Annotated in this window: 21 protein-coding genes; 13 read left to right on the top strand and 8 right to left on the bottom strand. The window is 52.9% G+C overall.

Going from position 1 to position 21,657, the window contains the following annotated elements; genetic code table 11:
- Window positions 1-1,044 carry a selenide, water dikinase SelD gene (gene selD / locus RT644_RS00400; protein ID WP_045511568.1) on the bottom strand — a complete coding sequence of 348 codons (1,044 nt, stop codon included), beginning with the start codon at window positions 1,042-1,044 and terminating at the stop codon, window positions 1-3.
- A 264-nt stretch (window positions 1,045-1,308) separates the two neighbouring features.
- Between selD and phoC the strand changes: the two genes are divergently transcribed.
- Entirely contained in the window at window positions 1,309-2,055 is a 747-nt protein-coding gene (gene phoC / locus RT644_RS00395) for an acid phosphatase PhoC (protein WP_020454018.1), read from the top strand.
- 25 nt (window positions 2,056-2,080) lie between these two features.
- Here the strand turns inward: phoC and RT644_RS00390 are convergent, their stop codons facing one another.
- The 3 genes from RT644_RS00390 to RT644_RS00380 all read right to left on the bottom strand — a co-directional run bounded on the left by RT644_RS00390 (window position 2,081) and on the right by RT644_RS00380 (window position 3,913).
- The gene (locus tag RT644_RS00390) at window positions 2,081-2,659 is read right to left on the bottom strand and encodes a hypothetical protein (protein WP_313624986.1); all 579 of its coding nucleotides are present in this window, start codon (window positions 2,657-2,659) and stop codon (window positions 2,081-2,083) included.
- A gap of 14 nt (window positions 2,660-2,673) precedes the next feature.
- The gene (locus RT644_RS00385) at window positions 2,674-3,252 is read right to left on the bottom strand and encodes a hypothetical protein (protein ID WP_233500381.1); all 579 of its coding nucleotides are present in this window, start codon (window positions 3,250-3,252) and stop codon (window positions 2,674-2,676) included.
- A 109-nt stretch (window positions 3,253-3,361) separates the two neighbouring features.
- Entirely contained in the window at window positions 3,362-3,913 is a 552-nt protein-coding gene (locus tag RT644_RS00380) for an NAD(P)H nitroreductase (protein ID WP_097407034.1), read from the bottom strand.
- A 162-nt stretch (window positions 3,914-4,075) separates the two neighbouring features.
- Between RT644_RS00380 and sppA the strand changes: the two genes are divergently transcribed.
- The 3 genes from sppA to pncA all read left to right on the top strand — a co-directional run bounded on the left by sppA (window position 4,076) and on the right by pncA (window position 7,659).
- On the top strand, window positions 4,076-5,929 hold the full coding sequence (sppA, locus tag RT644_RS00375; RefSeq protein ID WP_313624980.1) for a signal peptide peptidase SppA: 1,854 nt from the start codon (window positions 4,076-4,078) through the stop codon (window positions 5,927-5,929).
- Between the two features lie 61 nt (window positions 5,930-5,990).
- Entirely contained in the window at window positions 5,991-7,007 is a 1,017-nt protein-coding gene (ansA, locus tag RT644_RS00370; protein ID WP_086869499.1) for an asparaginase, read from the top strand.
- 10 nt (window positions 7,008-7,017) lie between these two features.
- Window positions 7,018-7,659, top strand: coding sequence for a bifunctional nicotinamidase/pyrazinamidase (gene pncA, locus RT644_RS00365; RefSeq protein WP_313624975.1), 642 nt, complete (start codon window positions 7,018-7,020; stop codon window positions 7,657-7,659).
- Window positions 7,660-7,701: 42 nt separating this feature from the next.
- Here pncA and RT644_RS00360 read toward each other — a convergent pair whose 3' ends face one another.
- Window positions 7,702-7,977 carry a YeaC family protein gene (locus tag RT644_RS00360; RefSeq protein ID WP_020454025.1) on the bottom strand — a complete coding sequence of 92 codons (276 nt, stop codon included), beginning with the start codon at window positions 7,975-7,977 and terminating at the stop codon, window positions 7,702-7,704.
- 38 nt (window positions 7,978-8,015) lie between these two features.
- Window positions 8,016-8,429, bottom strand: coding sequence for a peptide-methionine (R)-S-oxide reductase MsrB (gene msrB / locus RT644_RS00355; protein ID WP_020454026.1), 414 nt, complete (start codon window positions 8,427-8,429; stop codon window positions 8,016-8,018).
- Window positions 8,430-8,772: 343 nt separating this feature from the next.
- On the opposite strand from msrB, the gene gapA reads away from it, so the two are divergent.
- Together gapA and RT644_RS00345 are read left to right on the top strand one after the other, a co-directional pair.
- Window positions 8,773-9,768, top strand: a complete 996-nt coding sequence (gapA, locus tag RT644_RS00350; RefSeq protein WP_020454027.1) for a glyceraldehyde-3-phosphate dehydrogenase — start codon at window positions 8,773-8,775, stop codon at window positions 9,766-9,768.
- Window positions 9,769-9,843: 75 nt separating this feature from the next.
- The gene (locus RT644_RS00345; RefSeq protein ID WP_313624972.1) at window positions 9,844-10,728 is read left to right on the top strand and encodes a D-hexose-6-phosphate mutarotase; all 885 of its coding nucleotides are present in this window, start codon (window positions 9,844-9,846) and stop codon (window positions 10,726-10,728) included.
- A 42-nt stretch (window positions 10,729-10,770) separates the two neighbouring features.
- On the opposite strand, the gene RT644_RS00340 is transcribed toward RT644_RS00345, so the two are convergent.
- Complete coding sequence (locus RT644_RS00340; protein ID WP_313624971.1) at window positions 10,771-11,628, bottom strand: aldo/keto reductase; 858 nt, start codon at window positions 11,626-11,628, stop codon at window positions 10,771-10,773.
- A gap of 89 nt (window positions 11,629-11,717) precedes the next feature.
- Window positions 11,718-12,464 carry a MipA/OmpV family protein gene (locus tag RT644_RS00335; protein WP_020454030.1) on the bottom strand — a complete coding sequence of 249 codons (747 nt, stop codon included), beginning with the start codon at window positions 12,462-12,464 and terminating at the stop codon, window positions 11,718-11,720.
- Between the two features lie 341 nt (window positions 12,465-12,805).
- Between RT644_RS00335 and RT644_RS00330 the strand changes: the two genes are divergently transcribed.
- From RT644_RS00330 to RT644_RS00300, 7 genes are all read left to right on the top strand, one after another.
- Window positions 12,806-13,945, top strand: coding sequence for a D-alanyl-lipoteichoic acid biosynthesis protein DltD (locus RT644_RS00330; protein ID WP_313624969.1), 1,140 nt, complete (start codon window positions 12,806-12,808; stop codon window positions 13,943-13,945).
- A 126-nt stretch (window positions 13,946-14,071) separates the two neighbouring features.
- Window positions 14,072-15,190, top strand: coding sequence for an MBOAT family O-acyltransferase (locus tag RT644_RS00325; RefSeq protein WP_097407029.1), 1,119 nt, complete (start codon window positions 14,072-14,074; stop codon window positions 15,188-15,190).
- Entirely contained in the window at window positions 15,187-16,620 is a 1,434-nt protein-coding gene (locus RT644_RS00320; protein ID WP_313624967.1) for an AMP-binding protein, read from the top strand. Before RT644_RS00325 ends, RT644_RS00320 begins: the two co-directional genes overlap by 4 nt.
- A 16-nt stretch (window positions 16,621-16,636) precedes the next feature.
- Entirely contained in the window at window positions 16,637-16,858 is a 222-nt protein-coding gene (locus tag RT644_RS00315) for an acyl carrier protein (RefSeq protein WP_020454034.1), read from the top strand.
- 491 nt (window positions 16,859-17,349) lie between these two features.
- Complete coding sequence (yeaG, locus tag RT644_RS00310) at window positions 17,350-19,284, top strand: protein kinase YeaG (protein ID WP_020454035.1); 1,935 nt, start codon at window positions 17,350-17,352, stop codon at window positions 19,282-19,284.
- A 65-nt stretch (window positions 19,285-19,349) separates the two neighbouring features.
- Complete coding sequence (locus tag RT644_RS00305; protein WP_020454036.1) at window positions 19,350-20,630, top strand: YeaH/YhbH family protein; 1,281 nt, start codon at window positions 19,350-19,352, stop codon at window positions 20,628-20,630.
- A 398-nt stretch (window positions 20,631-21,028) separates the two neighbouring features.
- A complete protein-coding gene (locus RT644_RS00300) occupies window positions 21,029-21,526 on the top strand; it encodes a YbaK/prolyl-tRNA synthetase associated domain-containing protein (RefSeq protein ID WP_020454037.1) in 498 nt (165 codons plus the stop codon).
- The last annotated feature ends 131 nt before the right edge of the window (window positions 21,527-21,657 follow it).

Below are 21,657 nucleotides of genomic sequence, written 5' to 3'. Positions count from 1 at the left end.
TTAACGGATCTCGATCATCGGGCGACCGCCGCGTGCGCTGACCAGTTCACCAATCGCGCTCAGTTGAATACCGTATTCCGCTGCCGTCGCTTTAACTTCCTCTTCTGCACCCGGTGCCACCGCCAGCAGCAAACCGCCGGACGTTTGCGGATCACACAACAAATCGCGCACCGCCGTCGGCATCTCTCCCATCAGATGACCATAGCTGGCGAAGTTACGCTGGGTACCGCCGGGCACTGCGCCCTGGGCGATGTACTCTTCCACACCCGGCAATTTCGGCACATCCTGATACCAGACCTGCGCCTGTACACCCGCGCCCTGGCACATTTCACTCAGGTGACCGAGCAGGCCAAAGCCGGTGACATCGGTCATCGCTTTTACGCCGTCGATCCCGGCAAAGGCGGCACCGGCAAGGTTCATGCGGCACATCACTTCCGTTGCCAGACCAACGTGTTCCGGTTTGAGCAGCGATTTTTTCTCCGCCGTGGTTAATACGCCAATGCCCAGCGGTTTGGTGAGGAACAGTTTGCAGCCCGCCTGGGCGGTGCTGTTTTTCTTCACGCGTTCGGTTGGTACCACGCCAGTTACGGCAAGGCCGAAAATCGGCTCCGGCGCGTCGATTGAGTGACCGCCCGCCAGCGCGATCCCCGCCTGCTGGCAGGCAAAACGCCCACCGTCGATCACCTCACGCGCGATTTCCGGTGCCAGTTTGTCGAGTGGCCAGCCCAGAATGGCAATCGCCATAATCGGTTTGCCGCCCATCGCGAAAACGTCGCTAATGGCGTTGGTCGCGGCAATGCGGCCAAAGTCGAAGGGGTTATCGACAATCGGCATAAAGAAGTCGGTGGTGCTGATAATGCAGGTACCGTTACCCAAATCGTAAACGGCGGCGTCATCACGCGTTTCGTTGCCGACAAGCAGGTTCGGGTCGAGAAACTTCGCCTGCTCGCTATGCAGAATGGTATCCAGCACTTTGGGGGAAATTTTACAACCGCAACCGGCTCCGTGGCTGTATTGCGTTAAACGAATGGCTTGCTCGCTCATGGACATCTCCTGTCATTGCAATCGCGCTATGGTAGCGCTCAAATGCGGAGCTGGTAAGTCTGGCAACCTTAATTCGCGCGTTATTGCTCATTAAGCAAACGAAACAGAGATTGCATACGATGATTTTTCGCTCGTAAACTTCATATTTATAACTACATCGGCCATTTTGCGAGTCACCGCAATGTTCTTTTTGGCTTTTCATGACAGAAATATGACAGCAGCCACTGAGGGCTACAGATGCTTTTTTACACAAAGGAACCGCTCATGAAAAAAAATATCCTCGCGTTTTGTCTTGCTAGTTTGCTCTCTACCAGCGCTTTTGCTCTGGTTCCATCCGGGAATGATGCCACCACCAAACCTGATCTTTATTACCTGAAAAATGCGCAGGCGATTGATAGCCTGGCGCTGTTACCACCACCGCCGGAAGTCGGTAGCATCGCGTTTTTAAACGATCAGGCGATGTACGAGCAGGGCCGCTTGCTCCGTAACACCGAGCGCGGCAAACAGGCAGCGGAAGACGCAAACCTGAGCAGCGGCGGCGTGGCAAACGCCTTCTCCGGCGCATTTGGCTCACCGATCACCGAGAAAGACTCCCCGCAGTTGCATAAGCTGTTGACCAATATGATCGAAGATGCAGGCGATCTGGCAACCCGCGGCGCGAAGCAAAAATATATGCGTATCCGCCCGTTTGCCTTCTACGGCGTACCAACCTGCAACACTAAAGAGCAGGATTCACTGGCGAAAAACGGCTCTTATCCGTCCGGTCATACCTCTATCGGTTGGGCTACCGCACTGGTGCTGGCAGAGATTAACCCACAGCGTCAGGATCAGATCCTCAAACGCGGCTACGACCTGGGGCAAAGCCGGGTGATTTGTGGCTACCACTGGCAAAGTGACGTGGACGCCGCGCGCATTGTTGGCTCCGCTGTCGTTGCCACTTTGCATACTAATCCGGCGTTCCAGCAACAGTTGCAGAAAGCCAAGGACGAGTTTGCCGCCCAGCATAAGTAAACCGCACGCCCGGACGGGCGTGCTTTTACGATGATCCCTTCGCGTTTTTCAGGTTATAGAGGCGTTGTACCCGCTGCGCCTCTACGATGATGTTGGCTACATCTTCACGCGTGAGCGCCAGCTGGACGGGGTCAGAGAACAGGAAAATATCCCCTCTGAAAATAAACAACGGTTCATCCGTACCCGCTTCATTAACCACGGAATAGTGATTGCTGACATAGTCCGCACGCGCATTAATCTGCGCCTTTTCAGCCTGTCGGGTGGCCAGCGGCTTATCAGCCCATGCCAGAAACGCGTCAAAGGGCTGCAGATCGCGTGTCAGGTGAGTGACTTCGATTTTGTGCAACTGAACAAAAGCATTACCGTAATCAATGGTAAAACGTAACCACGCATCACTATCGGCGATTTGCACCGGGAATGTGCGCGTCGAAAAACTAACGCGCACGCCAGTTGCCGCATTGAATGTGGCATAGATGACCGGACTGTTTTCCGTCTCCCAGGTGCGCAATGTCATAACTTTATCGACTTTATTCGCTACCTCAATGCAGCCCGTCAGTGAGCCAGCCAACAGCAGCATCACGGCAGTGGATATCAGACGTTTCATCAGCATTCCACCGCTTAGCGATAAACTTTGGTGTGGAACAGATTGTAATCATACGGGCACTCATTCAGTGCCCACACCGGTGCCGGAGTATCTTTGCCTTCGGTAACGTCCGTGATCATAATTTCGTGGGTGTAGTAGCCGCCGGGCAAGGTGTATACCTCGTAGCTGTGCCCCGCTTTTGGCGATACGCTGCGAAATGATTCATGCACGGTTTGCGAATAGGTGGTTTGCGAAACGGTGACATAGCCGATGCGCAAGAACTGGCCAGGCTTAACGGAAAACTCCATCACATCTTTGCCCTGTAATGGCGAGCTGGCGGGTAACGGGGCAATACCAGCGATTTTTTTATTGCGGGTGGATTTAATGCCAAGGATATTCACTGCGGATGTCAGCGATTTTTGATCGACCTGACGAAGGCAACTTCCCGACTGCTGGTAAATTTCTGCCACCAATGGTGTCGCATAGTTTTCAACGCGTAGCTTTGCCGCATCCGCTGCTGAGTAATCGTCCATCGTGGAAGTGGAGATGGTGCAACCTGCCAGCGTCATTGCCCCCACAATTACCATCCCTGCTTTCATTTCGCCACGCATCATCTTTCCTTATTTTTCCTTAATAAGAACACGTTATCGGCGAAAGCAGACTGGACTTTAAAAGAAAACGGCTGCGGCAGAGTTGTCGCAGCCGTCCGATATCAGGCGGAGCTTAGAAACGTGTCACGAACGGCGTGGTATCCGGTACGGTAACAGTGGTCGAGGCTTTCAGTTGCGGTGTGCCGAGATACAGAAAACCGACGATTTTATCCTGTTCGCGGCAGTCAAATGCCTGGCGAACCACCGGGCTGTCGGTCAGCGGGCCTGTGCGCCAGATTCCGTTAAACCCCTGCGCCAGCGCCGCCATCTGCATCGCCATTACCGCGCAGCCGGCAGAGAGCAACTGCTCCCACTGCGGGACTTTATGGTGAATGTCGCATTTTGCCACCACCGCGATGATTAACGGTGCGCGAAAAGGCGATGTACGCGCTTTTTCGACGCCTTTTTCATCCTGGCCTGCGGCAATCGCGGCCTGCTCCAGCGTCTGACTGAAACGTTCGCGTCCTTCCCCTTCGATGACAAAAAAGTGCCATGGCTGAAGCGTACCGTGATCCGGCGCGCGCATCCCCGCACGCACAATGTTATCCAGTTGTTCACCTGCCGGGGCCGGTTCTGCCAGCCGTGATGCGCTACGACGATTGACGAGCAGCTCAAGTGCGTCCATTAGTTAAACTCCTGTATTGAAATTTGTTCACAAAATTAACACGGGCGTAGAAATTGTTACAGCGCCGGAGGCGATTCCTGCTGACAAGTGGCAGCGGGGTAATTAGGATAACCACACTTTGCCGCTCGGGCAGCGGTGGTCGTTAACTACCAGGGAGAATACATGCGAACCCTTTGGCGTATTATTGCCGGTTTTTTCAAGTGGAGCTGGCGATTGCTGAACTTTATCCGCAAGCTGGTGCTGAATCTTTTCTTTATTTTGTTGGTGCTGGTTGTCGCAGGCGTGTGGATGCAAATGAGCGACAGCAAAACCAGCAGTAACAGTAGGGGCGCATTGCTGCTGGATATTTCCGGCGTAGTGGTGGACAAAACCTCGGCCAGCAGCCGGCTTGGCGCGCTGGGCCGCCAGTTGTTTGGTGCCAGTTCGGATCGTCTGCAGGAAAACTCACTGTTTGACATCGTCGATACCATTCGCCAGGCGCAGCATGACCGGAATATCACCGGGATTGTGATGGATCTGAAAAATTTCGCTGGTGCCGATCAACCATCGATGCAGTATATCGGCAAAGCGCTGCGTGAGTTCCGCGACAGCGGTAAGCCGGTTTATGCCGTGGGCGACAATTACAGTCAGGGCCAGTATTACCTTGCCAGCTTCGCCAACAAGATCTGGCTGTCGCCGCAGGGTGTGGTTGATCTGCATGGCTTTGCCACCAACGGCCTCTACTATAAATCGCTGCTTGATAAGCTGAAAGTCACCACCCACGTATTCCGCGTCGGCACCTATAAATCCGCCGTTGAGCCGTTTATTCGCGACGATATGTCCCCGGCAGCACGCGACGCAGATAGCCGCTGGATTAATGAGTTGTGGCAGAACTACCTCAACACCGTTGCCGCTAACCGCCAAATCACCGCGCAGCAGGTCTTCCCGGGCGCGCAAGCGATGCTGGATGGGCTGCGTAAAGTGGATGGCGACACGGCAAAATATGCGCTGGACAACAAGCTGGTGGATGAGCTGGGCTCGGCAACCGATGCGGAAAAAGCAATGGTTAAACAGTTTGGCTGGAGCACGGAGGATAAGAACTTCCGCGCGGTCAGCATGTATGATTACCAGGCGAAAAAACCGAGCGATGCCGGCGATACTGTGGCAGTGATTTTCGCTAACGGCGCGATAATGGACGGCGAAGAGACGCCGGGGAACGTAGGCGGCGACACCACTGCCGCACAGATCCGCGACGCACGTCTGGATCCGAAAGTGAAAGCCATTGTGCTGCGCGTCAACAGCCCAGGCGGCAGCGTCAGCGCATCGGAAGTGATCCGCTCAGAACTGGCGGCAGCCCGCGCGGCAGGTAAACCTGTCGTGGTATCAATGGGCGGCATGGCGGCCTCCGGCGGCTACTGGATCTCGACACCGGCGAACTACATTGTCGCCAGTGCCAGCACGCTGACCGGCTCGATTGGTATCTTCGGGGTTATCAACACGCTGGAAAACAGCCTCGACAGCATCGGCGTGCATACCGATGGCGTAGCAACCTCGCCGCTGGCAGATGTCAGCATGACCAAAGCGCTGCCGGACGAAGTTTCGCAGATGATGCAGTTGAGCATCGAGAATGGCTACAAACGCTTTATCACGCTGGTGGCGCAGTCGCGCAACAGTACGCCTGAGCAGGTTGATAAAATCGCCCAGGGTCACGTCTGGACCGGCCAGGATGCGAAAAATAACGGGCTGGTCGATGCGTTGGGCGATTTCGACGACGCGCTGGCGAAAGCGGCTGAGCTTGCGAAACTGAAACAGTGGCATATCGATTACTACGAGGAAGAGCCGACATTCTTTGATCGGCTAATGGATAGCATGTCCGGTTCGGTAAGCGCCATGCTGCCAAAAGCATTGCAGGCATATTTGCCCGCGCCACTGGCAAGCGCTGCGCTACAGATGAAAGCTGAAACCGACAAACTGGCGGTGTTTAACGATCCACAAAATCGTTATGCGCTCTGTCTGAACTGCGCCAATATCCGCTAAAATCACCTGACCATGTCCCCTCCACCGGAGGGGATTTTTTTGATGAAGCCAGAATATAACTATGCAAAAAAAATCCATTTACGTTGCCTACACGGGCGGTACTATCGGTATGCAACGCTCAGAACACGGCTATGTGCCGGTTTCCGGTCACCTGCAACGTCAACTGGCGCTGATGCCTGAATTCCATCGCCCGGAGATGCCTGATTTCACCATCCATGAATATGAGCCGCTGATGGATTCGTCCGATATGACACCGGAAGACTGGCAACATATCGCAGACGATGTGAAAGCGCACTATGACGATTACGATGGTTTTGTCATTCTGCACGGTACAGACACGATGGCCTACACCGCATCGGCACTGTCGTTTATGCTGGAAAACTTAGGCAAACCGGTTATTGTGACAGGGTCACAAATCCCGCTCGCCGAACTGCGTTCTGATGGCCAAATCAACCTGCTTAATGCGTTATATGTGGCGGCGAATTTCCCGATTAACGAAGTGACGCTGTTCTTCAATAACCGTCTGTATCGCGGCAACCGCACCACCAAAGCGCACGCTGATGGTTTCGACGCGTTCGCTTCGCCTAACCTTGCGCCATTACTGGAAGCGGGTATTCATATTCGCCGCCTGGGCACGCCGCCCGCGCCGCACACCACGGGAGAACTGGTTGTCCACCCGATCACCCCGCAACCGATTGGCGTGGTAACGATTTATCCAGGCATTTCCGCCGATGTGGTGCGTAACTTCCTGCGCCAGCCGGTAAAAGCGCTGATCCTGCGTTCTTACGGCGTGGGTAATGCGCCGCAAAACGGTGAGTTTCTGAAAGAGTTACAGGAAGCCAGCGCCCGCGGCATTGTCGTGGTCAACCTGACACAATGTATGTCCGGCAAGGTCAACATGGGCGGCTACGCCACCGGCAACGCCCTCGCCCATGCAGGTGTGATTGGCGGCGCAGACATGACCGTGGAAGCGACGTTGACAAAACTTCACTACCTGTTAAGCCAGGATCTGGACGCTGATTCCATTCGCACCGCCATGACACAAAACCTGCGCGGTGAACTGACGCCGGATGAATGAGGAGGCTCGTATGACGCAACGCGCACTGCTGCTGGTTGATATGCAGAATGATTTTTGCGCTGGCGGCGCGCTGGCGGTAGCCGAAGGTGACAGCACGGTTGATGTTGCTAATGCCATGATGACGTGGTGTAAGACACGCGGCAATGCCATCGTGGCAAGCCAGGACTGGCACCCGGCCGGACATGGCAGTTTCGCCAGTCAGCACCACGTCGCGCCGTTCACAACTGGCGAACTGGCCGGGTTAACCCAAACGTTTTGGCCCGATCACTGTGTACAAAACAGCGAAGGCGCAGCGCTGCATCCGTTGCTAAACCAGACAGCTATCGATGCGGTGTTTTACAAAGGGGAAAACCCGCTGATTGACAGTTACAGCGCGTTTTTCGATAACGGCCATCGTCAGGAAACCGCCCTGCACAACTGGTTGCAGCAGCACGGCATCCGCGAACTGGTAATTCTCGGTTTAGCCACCGATTACTGCGTGAAATTTACCGTGCTGGATGCGCTACAACTTAGATACGAGGTGAATGTCATTACCGACGGTTGCCGTGGCGTGAACCTGAATCCGCAGGACAGCACGCAGGCGTTTATGGAGATGTCAGCGGCTGGCGCGACGCTCTATACGCTCGCGGACTGGCAGGAAACGCATGCCTGATGATGCCCCTGCCGGATGGCGTTGCGCCTCCGGCATGGCGACTTACGATTTAAACGTCGCGATCGGCTTTGGCGAAATGCCAAAATCCTCTTTTAATTGCTGCTTACTTTTCATCACCATCTGGCCGTTGGTATCAATGGTCATGTGCTGCGCCTGCGTGTTATTGCGCGCCTGCCACAGCATCACCAGTTGCAGACTGTTCTCTTTTTGCTCTGCTGTCAGCGCAACCCCATCCGGCCATTTACCTAACTCAACGGCCGTTACCAGGCGCTGGTAGATCTCCGGCGTCATGCTGTTAACGATTTGATCAAGATTCATCTTTGAAAACTCCGTGGAATAATTGCTGAATCGTTTTTTCAACCCTGAGATCGTTCGCCATTTTCGTCATCCGTAAAACTCAGGGAAGCAGAGTTGACGCAATAGCGTTCGCCGGTCGGTTGCGGACCATCCGGAAAGACGTGCCCCAGATGCGCATCACATTTTCCACAGCGGATTTCCACGCGTTGCATGCCATGCGAATAATCGTTGATATAGCGAATAGCGTCTTCGCTCACCGGCTCAAAGAAACTTGGCCAGCCGCAACCAGAATCATACTTGGTTTGCGAATTGAACAGCGCGGCGTCACATACCAGACAGTGATAAACCCCGTCGCGTTTGTTATGCAGAAAACGCCCGGTGAACGGCGGCTCGGTGCCATGGTTCTGCGTCACGTAAAACTGCATTTCAGTCAGTGTTTTTTTCAGGTCGTCTTCAGAAGAATTATGCGCCATTTGCTCACGCCTCACGGTAAAAACTCGACAACTTTTCACCCTGATTCTAACAAAACATTAACACTGCGGCGTTAACTTTTGTTCTAAACTTATTTGTTGCGGTAAAGCAGCCGGTGAATTGTGATTAATCTCACATTTTTATCCTGTCTGACCTTTAAAATTCCAGGCAGCGCCCCTATATGGGGAGCATGCTCAAAGGAAGAGTGAGGCGAGTCAGTCGAACAAAGGTTATGCGGAGGATTGATTTGTCGCAATGATTGACACGATTCCGCTTGACGCTGCGTAAGGTTTTTGTAATTTTACAGCCAACCTTTTATTCACTAACAAATAGCTGGTGGAATATATGACTATCAAAGTAGGTATCAACGGTTTTGGCCGTATCGGTCGCATTGTTTTCCGTGCTGCTCAGGAACGTTCTGACATCGAAATCGTTGGTATCAACGATCTGTTGGACGCTGATTACATGGCGTACATGCTGAAGTATGACTCCACTCACGGTCGTTTCAACGGTACCGTAGAAGTGAAAGACGGCCACCTGGTTGTTAACGGCAAAACCATCCGTGTTACTGCTGAGAAAGACCCGGCTAACCTGAAATGGAACGAAATCGGCGTTGACGTTGTTGCTGAAGCTACCGGTATCTTCCTGACCGACGAAACCGCTCGTAAACACATCACCGCTGGCGCGAAAAAAGTTGTTCTGACTGGCCCGTCCAAAGACAACACCCCGATGTTCGTACGTGGCGCTAACTTCGACAAATATGCTGGCCAGGACATCGTTTCCAACGCTTCCTGCACCACTAACTGCCTGGCTCCGCTGGCAAAAGTTATCAACGACAACTTCGGCATCATCGAAGGTCTGATGACTACTGTTCACGCGACCACCGCCACTCAGAAAACCGTTGATGGCCCGTCTCACAAAGACTGGCGCGGCGGCCGCGGCGCATCCCAGAACATCATCCCGTCCTCTACCGGTGCTGCTAAAGCTGTAGGTAAAGTACTGCCGGAACTGAACGGCAAACTGACTGGTATGGCGTTCCGCGTTCCGACTCCGAACGTATCTGTTGTTGACCTGACCGTTCGTCTGGAAAAAGCTGCGTCCTACGAAGAAATCAAGAAAGCCATCAAAGCCGCTTCTGAAGGCCCGATGAAAGGCGTTCTGGGTTACACCGAAGACGACGTGGTTTCTACCGATTTCAACGGTGAAGTTTGCACTTCCGTGTTCGATGCTAAAGCTGGTATCGCACTGAACGACAACTTCGTGAAACTGGTTTCCTGGTACGACAACGAAACTGGTTACTCCAACAAAGTTCTGGATCTGATCGCTCACATCTCCAAATAAGTTGAGATGAGAACATGATCTCAAAGAGCGACTTCGGTCGCTCTTTTTTTGTTTTGAAGACAGAGGATTGCGTTAATGATTAATAAAATTTTTGCACTTCCGGTAGTCGAACAAATTACCCCTACTCTCTCCCTGCGCAAAATGGACGAGCTGGACGTTATCGTCGTTGACCATCCGCAGGTTAAAGGTTCATTCGCCTTACAGGGCGCACATCTGCTCTCATGGAAACCGCAGGGCGAAGAAGAAGTCCTGTGGCTGAGCGGCAACACGCCGTTTAAAAATGGCGTCGCACTGCGCGGCGGCGTGCCGGTCTGCTGGCCGTGGTTCGGCCCGGCAAAACAGCAAGGCCTGCCAGCGCATGGTTTTGCGCGCAATCTGCCATGGGCGCTGAAGGCGCATAACGAAGACGCCAGCGGCGTTGTACTGACCTTTGAACTGCAGAGCAGCGATGCATCGCGCAAATTCTGGCCACACGACTTTACGGTGTATGCCCGCTACAAACTGGGCGCGACCTGCGAAATGGAGCTGGAAGCTCATGGTGAGTTTGAAACCACCTCGGCGCTGCACACCTATTTCAATGTCGGTGATATCGCAGCCGTAAAAGTGAGTGGTCTTGGCGATCGCTTTATCGACAAAGTGAACGATGCGAAAGAAGATGCACTGGCCGATGGTGTACAGACGTTCCCGGATCGCACCGACCGCGTCTATCTGAATGCGGAAGCCTGCAGCCTGATCCACGACAGCGCGCTTAACCGCACCATTGAAGTCATCCACAGCCATAACGCAAATGTCGTGGCGTGGAACCCCGGCCCGGCACTCTCCGTCAGCATGACTGACATGCCGGATGACGGTTACAAAACGTTTGTCTGTGTGGAATCGGTTAACGCGACCGTGCCGCAGAAAACCACTGAAGAGAAGCCGTCCCGCCTGGCGCAGACTATCCGCGTCGTTAAACGCTGATCCTGCCGACCCTCTCCCGACAGGAGAGGGTTATTACTCCTGTCACACCACGTCGAGTGGCGTTTTACGGCCTGGTGCCGGGAACGCGTTGTCCAGCCGTATTAACTCTTCGCTGCTTAACGTGATATTCAATGCCGCCGCATTTTCCTGCACATGCGGCACGCTGGACGCCTTGGGAATGGCAATCACGCCCTGGTGGCTTATCACCCATGCCAGTAAAATTTGCGCAGCGCTCACCCCATGAGCCGCGGCAATCTCGCGCACCGTGCTGTTTTCCAGCAAACCATCGCGCAGGCGGCCAGCCTGAGCCAGCGGACAATAGGCCATCACTGGCATTACCCGTTGCTGGCACCACGGCAGCAGATCATATTCGATGCCGCGTGAACCAAGATGATACAGCACCTGATTTGTCGCACAGGCGTCCCCGCCACGCACGCCCATCAGTTCCTGCATATCACTGTGATCCAGATTTGAAACGCCCCAGCGGCGTATTTTGCCCTGCGCGATCAACGTTTCCATCACCTCGACGGTTTCAGCGAGGGAGTAGTTACCACGCCAGTGCAGCAGATAGAGATCGAGAACCTCTGTTTTCAGGCGACGCAGGCTGGCTTCGCAAGCCTCGATGGCTTTCTTGCCGCCCGCATTCCATGGATAAACTTTGGAAACCAGGAACACCTTGTCACGCAAACCGCCCTGTAAGGCTTCGCCGACCACTTCTTCCGCTCCGCCGTCAGCGTACATTTCCGCCGTATCAATCAACGTTAATCCCAGATCGATACCCGCGCGCAGCGCATCCACTTCTTTCTGACGCAGTCGCGTGTTTTCACCCATGTACCATGTGCCCTGGCCAATGGCGGGTTGTGAAACCTGGCCTGCAAAAACCACTTTTTTGTCTGCCATATTCTCCTCCTGCTAAACGTTGCACCGTAAAGCAAAACAGGGCCAATGGCCCTGTTTTATTGCACAGATCGCACTATTCAACTGCACAATCAGAAGCGGTACGTCACCCCGGTAGACAACAGACCGCCCCAGGATTTATCCACCATCGGGCTGTCTTTGATCTCATCCGACAGATGGGTGTAACGGCCCGTGCCGTACACGGTCCAGCTGTCCGTCAGACGGTAGCTGACCGTTAGCTCCAGATAGGGACTCCAGCCATTATCCGGATCGTAGCTTTTCAGCCCGCTGCGACGCGCTTCATCGCGCGACACACCGTAGTAGTATTGGTTCAGGTTATCGCTGGCCCACTCAACACCGACGCCCGGCGTGACGCTCAGCGCACCGTTGTTGTAGTTGTACAACCAGCCGATATCCCACAGAACGCCGTTGCTGTTATCCAGCACATCGCCCGCCAGTGTGGTGCGCAGGAAACCGTACTCGGTATTGTGAATGTATGAAAGCCCCGCCATCATCGTCGCTTTACGGCGATCCAACTGACGCAACTGGTTATTATCACTGTCTTTTGGTTTGAACTCCCATGGGAAGTAAAACGCGGTGATGGAGAGTTTATCCGCCTGGTCATTCCACAGGTAATAACCGCCGCCTAAGCCGCGAAACCAGAAATTATCACTTTCATAGGTGATAACAGGAACCGGCAGGACACGTTTATCATACTGTTTATACGGGGATTCAACGACGCCTACGCCAGCGCCCAGTGAAAAGGTATTTTCTGCATTTGCTGCAAAAGCGCAGGACGCGGTCAGCACGCCCAGTGCCACGAGTTTGATTTTGGTCACAGTCCTTTCTTTCCTGTAGTCAAATAATTGGCGCAAGAAGTTTAACCGCCCGCGCCAGCCTACCCAAATTTTTTTACCTAAACATTACAAAAAAACGCAAATTCGATGGGACGAAAAGCCCGCCATCATCGGGGCAATAAAACACTTTCCCGCCCTGTTCATTAAACCTGTTCGGCCATTTCTGGTGATAAATGACGCGCTGTACATACCGTTACACGGCAGTGCTCATCATCTGTCATAAGGCTGGTATATAGTGTCGCGGAAACAGAGATCGATTCCTCTGTAATGTTAAAAAACAACATATTTTAAACAAATGAATATCAAGTAATTTTAATTTTATAATGAAAATCAAAAATACTTTCTGCCTACATTTCCTGATGGCGTTTCTCGCCATCCTGTTCCTCTGCGTTCATCCGCTGTTGACCCGTTTTGATCCGCCGCTTAAATTCCAGCCGCTGATTAAAGCAATGGATGGTACGGCAAAAGAACAGGCGGAAAAAATAGCCACTATTTCTCATGCCCTGCAGGGTAATGCGATTTTTTTCATCGGCGCATCGGAAGTCGCCACCTCAGAAGATGAACCTTACGCTGTATATAATTACCTTAATAATGATTTACACCGTAATGTTGTTGCCTTTGGTGACAGTTTTGATGATAGCGTCACCCATTTTCTTCTGCTGTCTCGCTTTAAGAATGACCTTAACGCAAACAGTAAAGTCGTTTTACTGCTCGCGCCCGATAGTTTTTATTCAACCGGCGTACCTCCGGCTATTTTCGCGAATAATTTTCCGGCACCGGTTTTTAATCCTTTAATGCAGGATGAACAAGCACGACCATTCCTGGTCAACTACTTACGCCATATCAATAAAAAAGAGACCAGCCATTTAACCTTTGAACAAATGAAAATTGCTGGCTGGGATCTGGATAATATCTGGCAAGAAGTCAGTTACGAATTTGCTAATTTCTGCACACTGATTAAAAACGACTGGCTGGCGTTGCTGGACGTTGAAGCGTCACCCGCACGCCCCTGGCCTGTACAACCCGCTGTTGATATCACGCCGAACTGGGAACATGAACTGGCCCACGCCCGCGAACTGAACGAGGCGCGCCAGGAAAGCGCAGACACCTTGTGGATGGACAAAACGGTTTATCAACCCGGCGAAAAACCAGAAGTATGGGACGATTCGCCCGTTGAGCCGGAACAGTTGAAAGCGTTTCGCGCCATGATTAAGTTGCTGAAAGAGCACCACGTTCAGGTGGTAGTCATTATCGATGCGATAAACCGTCGTGCGGTACAAAACCCTGAGCTGGTGCAGCCTGCGGTAACGCAAACCACCGCCATCCTGAAAGAAAACCAGATCCCCTATTTTGATATGTACTCCATGCCGTATCAGGACGGCTGGAACTGGGATCGCCTGCATCCTACCGATCTGGCATGGGTACCGATGGACCGCTTTATTATTGAGAGTTTTAAACGATGAAATACGCTATTCGCCTGTTTTTCCTTTATCTCTTACTGGCGGTCACCGTTATCGCGTGGTCCTCTGTTGATGAAAGCATGAATTTAAAAGTGCACTTTGAATATCAAAAGTTCTGAGGAATGAATGATGTACAGCTCCGGAACCTTTTTCTTTTTTCTCTTTTCCTCGGCGTTGTTATTTGCGCTGGTTAACCGCGTGCTGCGCTATCGGTTAACTTACTTATGCGCTTTTTCCGTGCTGGCGGCCTTTGGCTGGGGATATATATTTCAGGGCGACTATATCGTTCCCGTCGCGGTTTTTATCAGCTTTTATATCCTCGTCACCTTAAAAGAGAAAGGCTGGTTAAAAACCTGGCAGGCGGTAAGTTTAACATTAGTGCCTTTGTTTGCGGTGAAATTACACCTGAATAACCATTGGGGCATGATTGGCTTATCTTTTATGACCTTTCGCGCCATCGATGTTTTGCTCTATCGCAATAAAAAAGACGGCAACAATGTTTTGCACTACTTCTGTTACCTGTTTATGCCGTTTATTATTCTGGCCGGCCCAATGTACCGCTGGCGGACGTGGATAACGGATATTAATAAACCGGTGTTTACGCTCACGCGTGAGCAATTTCTCATAGCCGCAGAGCAAATTTTCACCGGCATCGTGCAGAAATTTTTATTCGCCATGCTGATCGATAACCTGGTGATCCAGGACTGGAGCCACCGCCCATTTACATTAAGTGTCGGCGTCGTGATGTCGCTCGCCTACAGCGCTTACCTCTATTTTGATTTCGCCGGTTACAGCAATATGGCCATCGGTGCCGCTCGTTTGTTTGGCCTCAACGTTCCGGCAAACTTTAATATGCCGATTCTGGCGAAAAACCCGCAGGATTTCTGGCGTCGTTTCCACATCAGCCTTTCAGAGTGGCTGCGCGATGTGGTGTTTATGCCGATTTATATGAATTTAATGAAGCTCGACTTTTTCCGTCAGAACAAAACACTGGCGCAGAATATTGGTATTTTCTGCACGCTGTTTTGTATGGGGGCATGGAACGGGCTCGAACGGCACTATGTGATTAGCGGCGCGCTGTTTGGCGCCATTTCTGTGGCGCACAACATGCTGCTGTGGTCAGCCAAACGTAGCCCGGTGCTGAACCGCTGGCTGCAATTCCCCACGATCCTCTTTTTGGGACGCCTGTTAACGCTGGCAAGCGCTGCGGCATCTCTTTACATTTTTAGCGGAATGTCACCTCTATGAACCTACACTCTGACCTCCAGGCGCTGCAGGATTTCCTGCGTGCGGCATTACTCGATCCCGCCCGCCCGCATCAGTTAGCGATAAGCGGCAGCGATGAAGCACTTAACTGGCAACAGCTCTCTGGCGCGGTGACAGACTGGGCCGAACGCTATCAGCGCTGTCAGCCTTCGCCGGCGACGCCAGTGGTGTTGTACGGCCACCAGCAGGCGGAATTCGCCGTCGCTATCTATAGCTGCCTGCTGCATAACATTCCTTACATTCCGGTAGATTGCATCTATCCGCAGGAACGGTTGAAAGAGATTTGCCATCTCGCCAGCGCGCCGTACTACTACGACGTAGCGACCCGGCAGTTTGTGCCGACCGGTGAAATCGCCCAGCCGCTGGCAGAGCCGGATCTCGCCTATATCATGTTCACCTCCGGCAGCACGGGTAAACCGAAAGGCGTGCAGATCGGCCGTGAAAGCGTGTGGCACTTTATGCAGTGGGTGCGTCAGGATTTTGCCTTGCCGGAAGTACCGGTACTGATGAATCACGCGGTGTTCAGCTTTGACCTGTCACTGATCCCATTGCTGGCAAACCTGGCAACCGGCGGTCATATCGTGCTGAACGCCAAAGAGGATATCGCGGCAGAAAACTGGCTTGATCGCCTGAAAAGTAACGCGGTCTCAGTCTGGGTTTCCACCCCCTCTTTCGCTTACCAGAAACTGCTCTCGCCGCAATTCAACAGTGATTATTTGCCCGCGCTCGGCGTGTTTGTGTTTATCGGCGAAGTGCTAAACAAAGCGCTGGTCAAACAGCTTCGCCGCCGCTTCCCGCAGGCCAAAATCCTCAACTCCTACGGCCCGACCGAAGCGACTATCGCCACTACCGTTGTCGAAATCACGGACGACATCCTCGCCAGCGAAAACGATCTGCTGCCGGTCGGCACCATGATGCCAGAGAGCAGAATGGAGATTACCGCCGACGGTGAGCTGGTTATTTGGGGCAAAAACGTGATGCGCGGTTATCTCGGCCTGCCGCAGGAGAACGCGGCGAAACTGTTGCACCGTGAGGGCGAAGCCTGGCGCGGCTACAAGACCGGTGATCTGGGCTACGAAGATGGGCTTATTTACTGCCAGGGCCGCAACGACAGCCAGATCAAGCTCAACGGTTATCGCATCGAAATTAACGAGATTGAAAACCGCCTGCTGGCGATGTCCGGCATTCGTGAAGCGGTGGTATTACCGCTAATGAAAGCGGGCGGCGGCGTGCTGCGTATCGCGGCATTCTGCGTAACAAATCTCGCGCCGGACGCGATTAAACACTCGCTTTCACAGGTGGTGCCGCCATACATGGTGCCGTCGCAAATCATCATCCAGGAGGCTTTGCCGCTGAATCCTAACGGCAAAATCGACCGCAAACTGCTGGACACCCATGCCCGCAGCAACTGAATACACAGGAAAAATCATGGAACAAGAAATTCTCGCGCTGTTTGAAAAGATTTTATCCCGCAAAGTGGGCTTTCACGATGAGCTGATTGAGTCCGATATTCTCGACTCCATCCTCGCCGTCGATATGGTGCTGGAAGTGCAGGACGTTTACGGCTGCATGATCCCACCAACAGAAGTCGCCAGCGTGCTGAAAACCCCAGCGGATCTCGCGCAATACATTGAAGAGCACCGCAGCTAACATGTCATTTTACGGTGCCGGGCATTGCCGCCTGGCACCGCGTCTTTCGTTTTGCTGGCGACAACCCCCCTGTTAATCCTGCCTGTCATCATCCTTTAACACAGCTCGCGTACTTCTGTTGTCGATAATCTTTCCGCTTCGGCGAAGTGACCATGACGGCGTCACTTTTTCTATACTTGCGATCCCGCACATCCTGTAAAAATTTACCAACATTCGCCTGATGTAAAATGTTGGCATTTTCCAATGCAGAATCCCGATATCAAATATAAAAAATCTGTATAAATCCAACTCAATAGATATTTAATCCAAATAGAGGGCAAAAAAAGGCCCTCTGCCATCAGAATCTTCTTCAGCGATAACTTGATCAAAGCTGGATACACGCTCATAACAAATAGGACGGAGCATAATTTTTATCCCGTTGGTTTGCGACGCTAAAAGTGGAAAAACTGATAGCTGTACTGTTCCCACAGATTACGAAAGGACGGCATGCCATGAATATATTCGATCACTATCGCCAGCGTTATGAAGCTGCCAAGGACGAAGAGTTCACTCTGCAGGAGTTTCTTGCCATCTGTAAGCAAGATCGCAGCGCCTATGCGAATGCTGCTGAAAGGCTGCTGATGGCCATAGGGGAACCTGTGATGGTAGACACTGCCCAGGAGCCACGGCTTTCCCGTCTCTTTTCGAACCGGGTTATCGGACGCTACCCCGCGTTCGAGGAATTTTATGGAATGGAAGAGGCGATTGAGCAAATCGTCTCGTACCTTAAACACGCCGCACAGGGTCTGGAAGAGAAGAAACAGATCCTCTATCTGCTCGGCCCGGTGGGCGGGGGTAAATCGTCCCTGGCCGAACGCCTGAAATCCTTAATGCAGCGGGTGCCAATTTACGTGCTGAGCGCCAATGGCGAGCGCAGCCCGGTTAACGACCACCCGTTGTGCCTGTTTAACCCGCAGGAAGACGCACAGATCCTGGAAAAAGAGTACAGCGTCCCGCGCCGTTATCTCGGCACGATCATGTCGCCGTGGGCCGCCAAACGCCTGCACGAGTTTGGCGGAGATATCAGCAAATTCCGCGTGGTAAAAGTCTGGCCGTCGATTCTGGAACAGATTGCGATTGCCAAAACAGAACCGGGCGATGAGAACAACCAGGACATTTCAGCGCTGGTCGGTAAAGTGGATATCCGCAAACTGGAAAACCACGCGCAAAACGATCCAGACGCCTATGGCTACTCCGGCGCGCTGTGCCGGGCGAACCAGGGCATCATGGAGTTCGTCGAAATGTTTAAAGCGCCGATCAAGGTGCTGCACCCCCTGCTGACCGCCACGCAGGAGGGCAACTACAACGGTACGGAAGGCATCTCCGCCCTGCCGTTTAACGGCATCATCCTCGCCCACTCGAACGAATCCGAATGGGTGCAGTTCCGTAACAACAAAAACAACGAGGCGTTCCTTGACCGTGTTTACATCGTCAAAGTGCCTTATTGCTTGCGCATCTCTGAAGAGATGAAAATTTACGAAAAACTGCTCAACCACAGTGAGCTCTCCCATGCGCCGTGCGCACCGGGAACGCTCGAAACGCTGGCCCGCTTCTCGATTCTTTCGCGACTGAAAGAACCGGAGAACTCCAGCATCTACTCGAAAATGCGTGTCTACGACGGTGAAAGCCTGAAAGATACCGATCCGAAAGCGAAGTCCTATCAGGAATACCGCGATTACGCCGGTGTTGATGAAGGGATGAACGGCCTGTCGACACGTTTTGCCTTTAAAATCCTCTCGCGTGTGTTCAACTTTGACCACGTCGAAGTAGCAGCCAACCCGGTGCACCTGTTCTACGTACTGGAACAACAAATTGAACGTGAGCAGTTCCCACAGGAGCTGGCTGAACGTTACCTGGAATTCCTGAAAGGCTATCTGATCCCGAAATACGCCGAGTTTATCGGCAAAGAGATCCAGACCGCTTACCTCGAATCCTATTCCGAATATGGACAGAACATCTTCGATCGTTATGTCACCTATGCGGATTTCTGGATCCAGGATCAGGAGTACCGCGACCCGGATACCGGCCAGTTGTTTGACCGTGAATCCCTGAACGCGGAACTGGAAAAAATTGAAAAACCGGCCGGGATCAGCAACCCGAAAGATTTCCGTAATGAGATCGTTAACTTCGTGCTGCGCGCCCGCGCTAACAACAACGGACGCAACCCGAACTGGACCAGCTACGAAAAACTGCGCACGGTTATCGAGAAGAAAATGTTCTCGAACACCGAAGAGCTGTTGCCGGTGATTTCGTTCAACGCCAAAACCTCTACCGACGAGCAGAAAAAGCACGACGATTTTGTCGACCGTATGATGGAGAAAGGCTACACCCGCAAACAGGTTCGCCTGTTGTGCGAATGGTATCTGCGTGTACGTAAATCATCATAACAACGCGCTGGCCGCGCCCTGTGCGCGGCCAGTTGCAACGTTGGCATACGCAGCGGGAGGGAACTATGACCTGGTTCATTGACCGGCGTTTGAACGGTAAAAATAAAAGCACGGTTAACCGCCAGCGATTTTTACGCCGTTATAAAGCGCAAATAAAGCAGTCGATCTCCGAAGCGATCAACAAGCGTTCGGTAACCGACGTGGAGAATGGCGAATCCGTCTCCATCCCGACGGAAGATATCAGCGAACCGATGTTCCATCAGGGGCGCGGCGGCCTGCGCCACCGCGTACATCCGGGAAACGATCATTTTGTGCAAAATGACCGCATCGAGCGCCCACAAGGCGGCGGTGGCGGTGGTGGCGGCGGCCAGGGCGAAGCCAGCCCTGACGGCGAAGGCCAGGATGAGTTTGTTTTCCAGATCTCCAAAGATGAGTATCTCGATTTGCTGTTTGAGGATCTGGCGCTGCCGAACCTGAAAAAGAACCAGCAACGGCAGCTTAATGAGTTCAAAACGCACCGCGCGGGCTACACCGCCAATGGCGTACCGGCGAATATCAGCGTTGTGCGTTCGTTGCAAAACTCGCTGGCGCGCCGCACCGCCATGACGGCAGGAAAACGTCGTGAGCTGCGCGAACTGGAAAGCAGCCTCGAAACGGTGGCAAAAAGCGAACCTGCACAATTACTTGAAGAGGAGCGTCTGCGTAAAGAGATTGCCGAACTGCGGGCAAAAATTGAGCGCGTACCGTTTATCGACACCTTTGATTTACGCTACAAAAACTACGAAAAACGGCCTGAACCTTCCAGCCAGGCGGTGATGTTCTGCCTGATGGACGTTTCCGGTTCGATGGATCAAGCGACCAAAGATATGGCCAAGCGTTTTTACATTCTGCTCTATCTGTTCCTGAGCCGAACCTATAAAAACGTCGAAGTGGTCTATATCCGCCATCATACGCAGGCGAAAGAGGTGGATGAACATGAGTTCTTCTACTCGCAGGAAACAGGCGGCACCATTGTTTCCAGCGCGCTGAAACTGATGGATGAAGTGGTAAAAGAGCGTTACGACCCGGCGCAATGGAATATTTACGCCGCGCAGGCGTCGGACGGCGATAACTGGGCGGACGACTCACCGCTGTGTCACGAAATCCTGGCGAAGAAGATCCTGCCGGTGGTGCGTTACTACAGCTATATCGAGATCACCCGCCGGGCGCACCAGACGTTATGGCGCGAGTATGAACACCTGCAAACGATGTTCGATAATTTCGCCATCCAGCATATTCGCGATCAGGAGGATATCTACCCGGTATTCCGCGAACTTTTCCATAAACAAACGACATCCACCAGCTAACCTTCCGCAGCCGGAACCCTTTCCGGCTGCCTCTCTTTATTGCGCATCTGCGTAAAAAAACCGCATTTCGCCGGGCTAATGGCTGAATTGCCGTACAAAATAGCGGCTATTTACCCTCTTGCCTGCGCGTAAATGTGGCACAGTAATCCCATCGAAACATTTGTGGCACGGCGGGCGTGGATAACGTTTACGTCGGTGCTGTTGCGCTCAGTTCATCCTGTGAACGCCTTGAGCCTGGTGGCATATGGCTGCCTTTTGAAAAGAAACTAACAGTACACACAAAAAGCGTTGTTTGTAGTGCTTGTATTTTTTCGCCGCCTCTTTAGGGCGGCTTTTTTATTTTCATCTCCCGGTGCGTGAATTATTCTTAATCTTCAACGTCTTCATCGGGAGTGAATATGTCTGAAATTGCCAGCCGTAACATCCACCAGCATTTGATAAACCTGCTTGAACAGCACGACGCGCGCTTTCGCGTTGTTGAACACGAGGCCGTCGGCAAATGCGAGGCCGTCAGTGAAATTCGCGGTACCGCGCTGGGCCAGGGCGCAAAAGCGCTGCTGTGTAAGATCAAAGGTAACGGGGTGAAAAAGCATGTGCTGGCGATCCTGGCCGCCGACTTACAGGCCGACCTTTCCCGCTTAGCGCAGCACTTTGGTGGCAGTAAAGCCTCGCTGGCAAGCCCGGCGGAAGTGGATGCGTTAACGGCATGCGTATTTGGCGCCATTCCCCCGTTCAGCTTTCACCCGGATCTGCATCTGGTCGCCGACCCGGTACTGTTTCAGCGCTTTGATGACATCGCGTTTAACGCCGGGTTACTGGAGAAATCGGTGATCATGAATACCGGCGACTACCTGCGCATCGCCAGGCCGGAACTGGTGGATTTTCGCCGCGAATAACGCGCTTGTGCGGCTTACCAGCCGCTCCTTTCCAGAATCAAGACGGAAATCACCAGCCCGGCGGCCAGCGTGAAGAACAGGGCGGTGATAATCAACACATCTGAAGGCATGATGGTAACTCGCAAAGGCCT

Origin of the sequence: Kosakonia sp. (assembly GCF_032104925.1) — a bacterium.
Lineage (GTDB): Bacteria > Pseudomonadota > Gammaproteobacteria > Enterobacterales > Enterobacteriaceae > Kosakonia.
This window is presented reverse-complemented; position numbering and strand designations above follow the sequence as displayed.

Coding starts and splice junctions, on each gene's coding strand:
- phoC (WP_020454018.1), top strand. CDS start 1,309: ATGAAAAAAAATATCCTCGCGTTTTGTCTTGCTAGTTTGCTCTCTACC.
- RT644_RS00315 (WP_020454034.1), top strand. CDS start 16,637: ATGGAACAAGAAATTCTCGCGCTGTTTGAAAAGATTTTATCCCGCAAA.
- RT644_RS00360 (WP_020454025.1), bottom strand. CDS start 7,977: ATGAATCTTGATCAAATCGTTAACAGCATGACGCCGGAGATCTACCAG.
- pncA (WP_313624975.1), top strand. CDS start 7,018: ATGACGCAACGCGCACTGCTGCTGGTTGATATGCAGAATGATTTTTGC.
- RT644_RS00305 (WP_020454036.1), top strand. CDS start 19,350: ATGACCTGGTTCATTGACCGGCGTTTGAACGGTAAAAATAAAAGCACG.
- ansA (WP_086869499.1), top strand. CDS start 5,991: ATGCAAAAAAAATCCATTTACGTTGCCTACACGGGCGGTACTATCGGT.
- RT644_RS00325 (WP_097407029.1), top strand. CDS start 14,072: ATGTACAGCTCCGGAACCTTTTTCTTTTTTCTCTTTTCCTCGGCGTTG.
- RT644_RS00380 (WP_097407034.1), bottom strand. CDS start 3,913: ATGGACGCACTTGAGCTGCTCGTCAATCGTCGTAGCGCATCACGGCTG.
- sppA (WP_313624980.1), top strand. CDS start 4,076: ATGCGAACCCTTTGGCGTATTATTGCCGGTTTTTTCAAGTGGAGCTGG.
- RT644_RS00330 (WP_313624969.1), top strand. CDS start 12,806: ATGAAAATCAAAAATACTTTCTGCCTACATTTCCTGATGGCGTTTCTC.
- msrB (WP_020454026.1), bottom strand. CDS start 8,429: ATGGCGCATAATTCTTCTGAAGACGACCTGAAAAAAACACTGACTGAA.
- RT644_RS00385 (WP_233500381.1), bottom strand. CDS start 3,252: ATGATGCGTGGCGAAATGAAAGCAGGGATGGTAATTGTGGGGGCAATG.
- RT644_RS00390 (WP_313624986.1), bottom strand. CDS start 2,659: ATGAAACGTCTGATATCCACTGCCGTGATGCTGCTGTTGGCTGGCTCA.
- selD (WP_045511568.1), bottom strand. CDS start 1,044: ATGAGCGAGCAAGCCATTCGTTTAACGCAATACAGCCACGGAGCCGGT.
- gapA (WP_020454027.1), top strand. CDS start 8,773: ATGACTATCAAAGTAGGTATCAACGGTTTTGGCCGTATCGGTCGCATT.
- RT644_RS00300 (WP_020454037.1), top strand. CDS start 21,029: ATGTCTGAAATTGCCAGCCGTAACATCCACCAGCATTTGATAAACCTG.
- RT644_RS00340 (WP_313624971.1), bottom strand. CDS start 11,628: ATGGCAGACAAAAAAGTGGTTTTTGCAGGCCAGGTTTCACAACCCGCC.
- RT644_RS00320 (WP_313624967.1), top strand. CDS start 15,187: ATGAACCTACACTCTGACCTCCAGGCGCTGCAGGATTTCCTGCGTGCG.
- RT644_RS00345 (WP_313624972.1), top strand. CDS start 9,844: ATGATTAATAAAATTTTTGCACTTCCGGTAGTCGAACAAATTACCCCT.
- yeaG (WP_020454035.1), top strand. CDS start 17,350: ATGAATATATTCGATCACTATCGCCAGCGTTATGAAGCTGCCAAGGAC.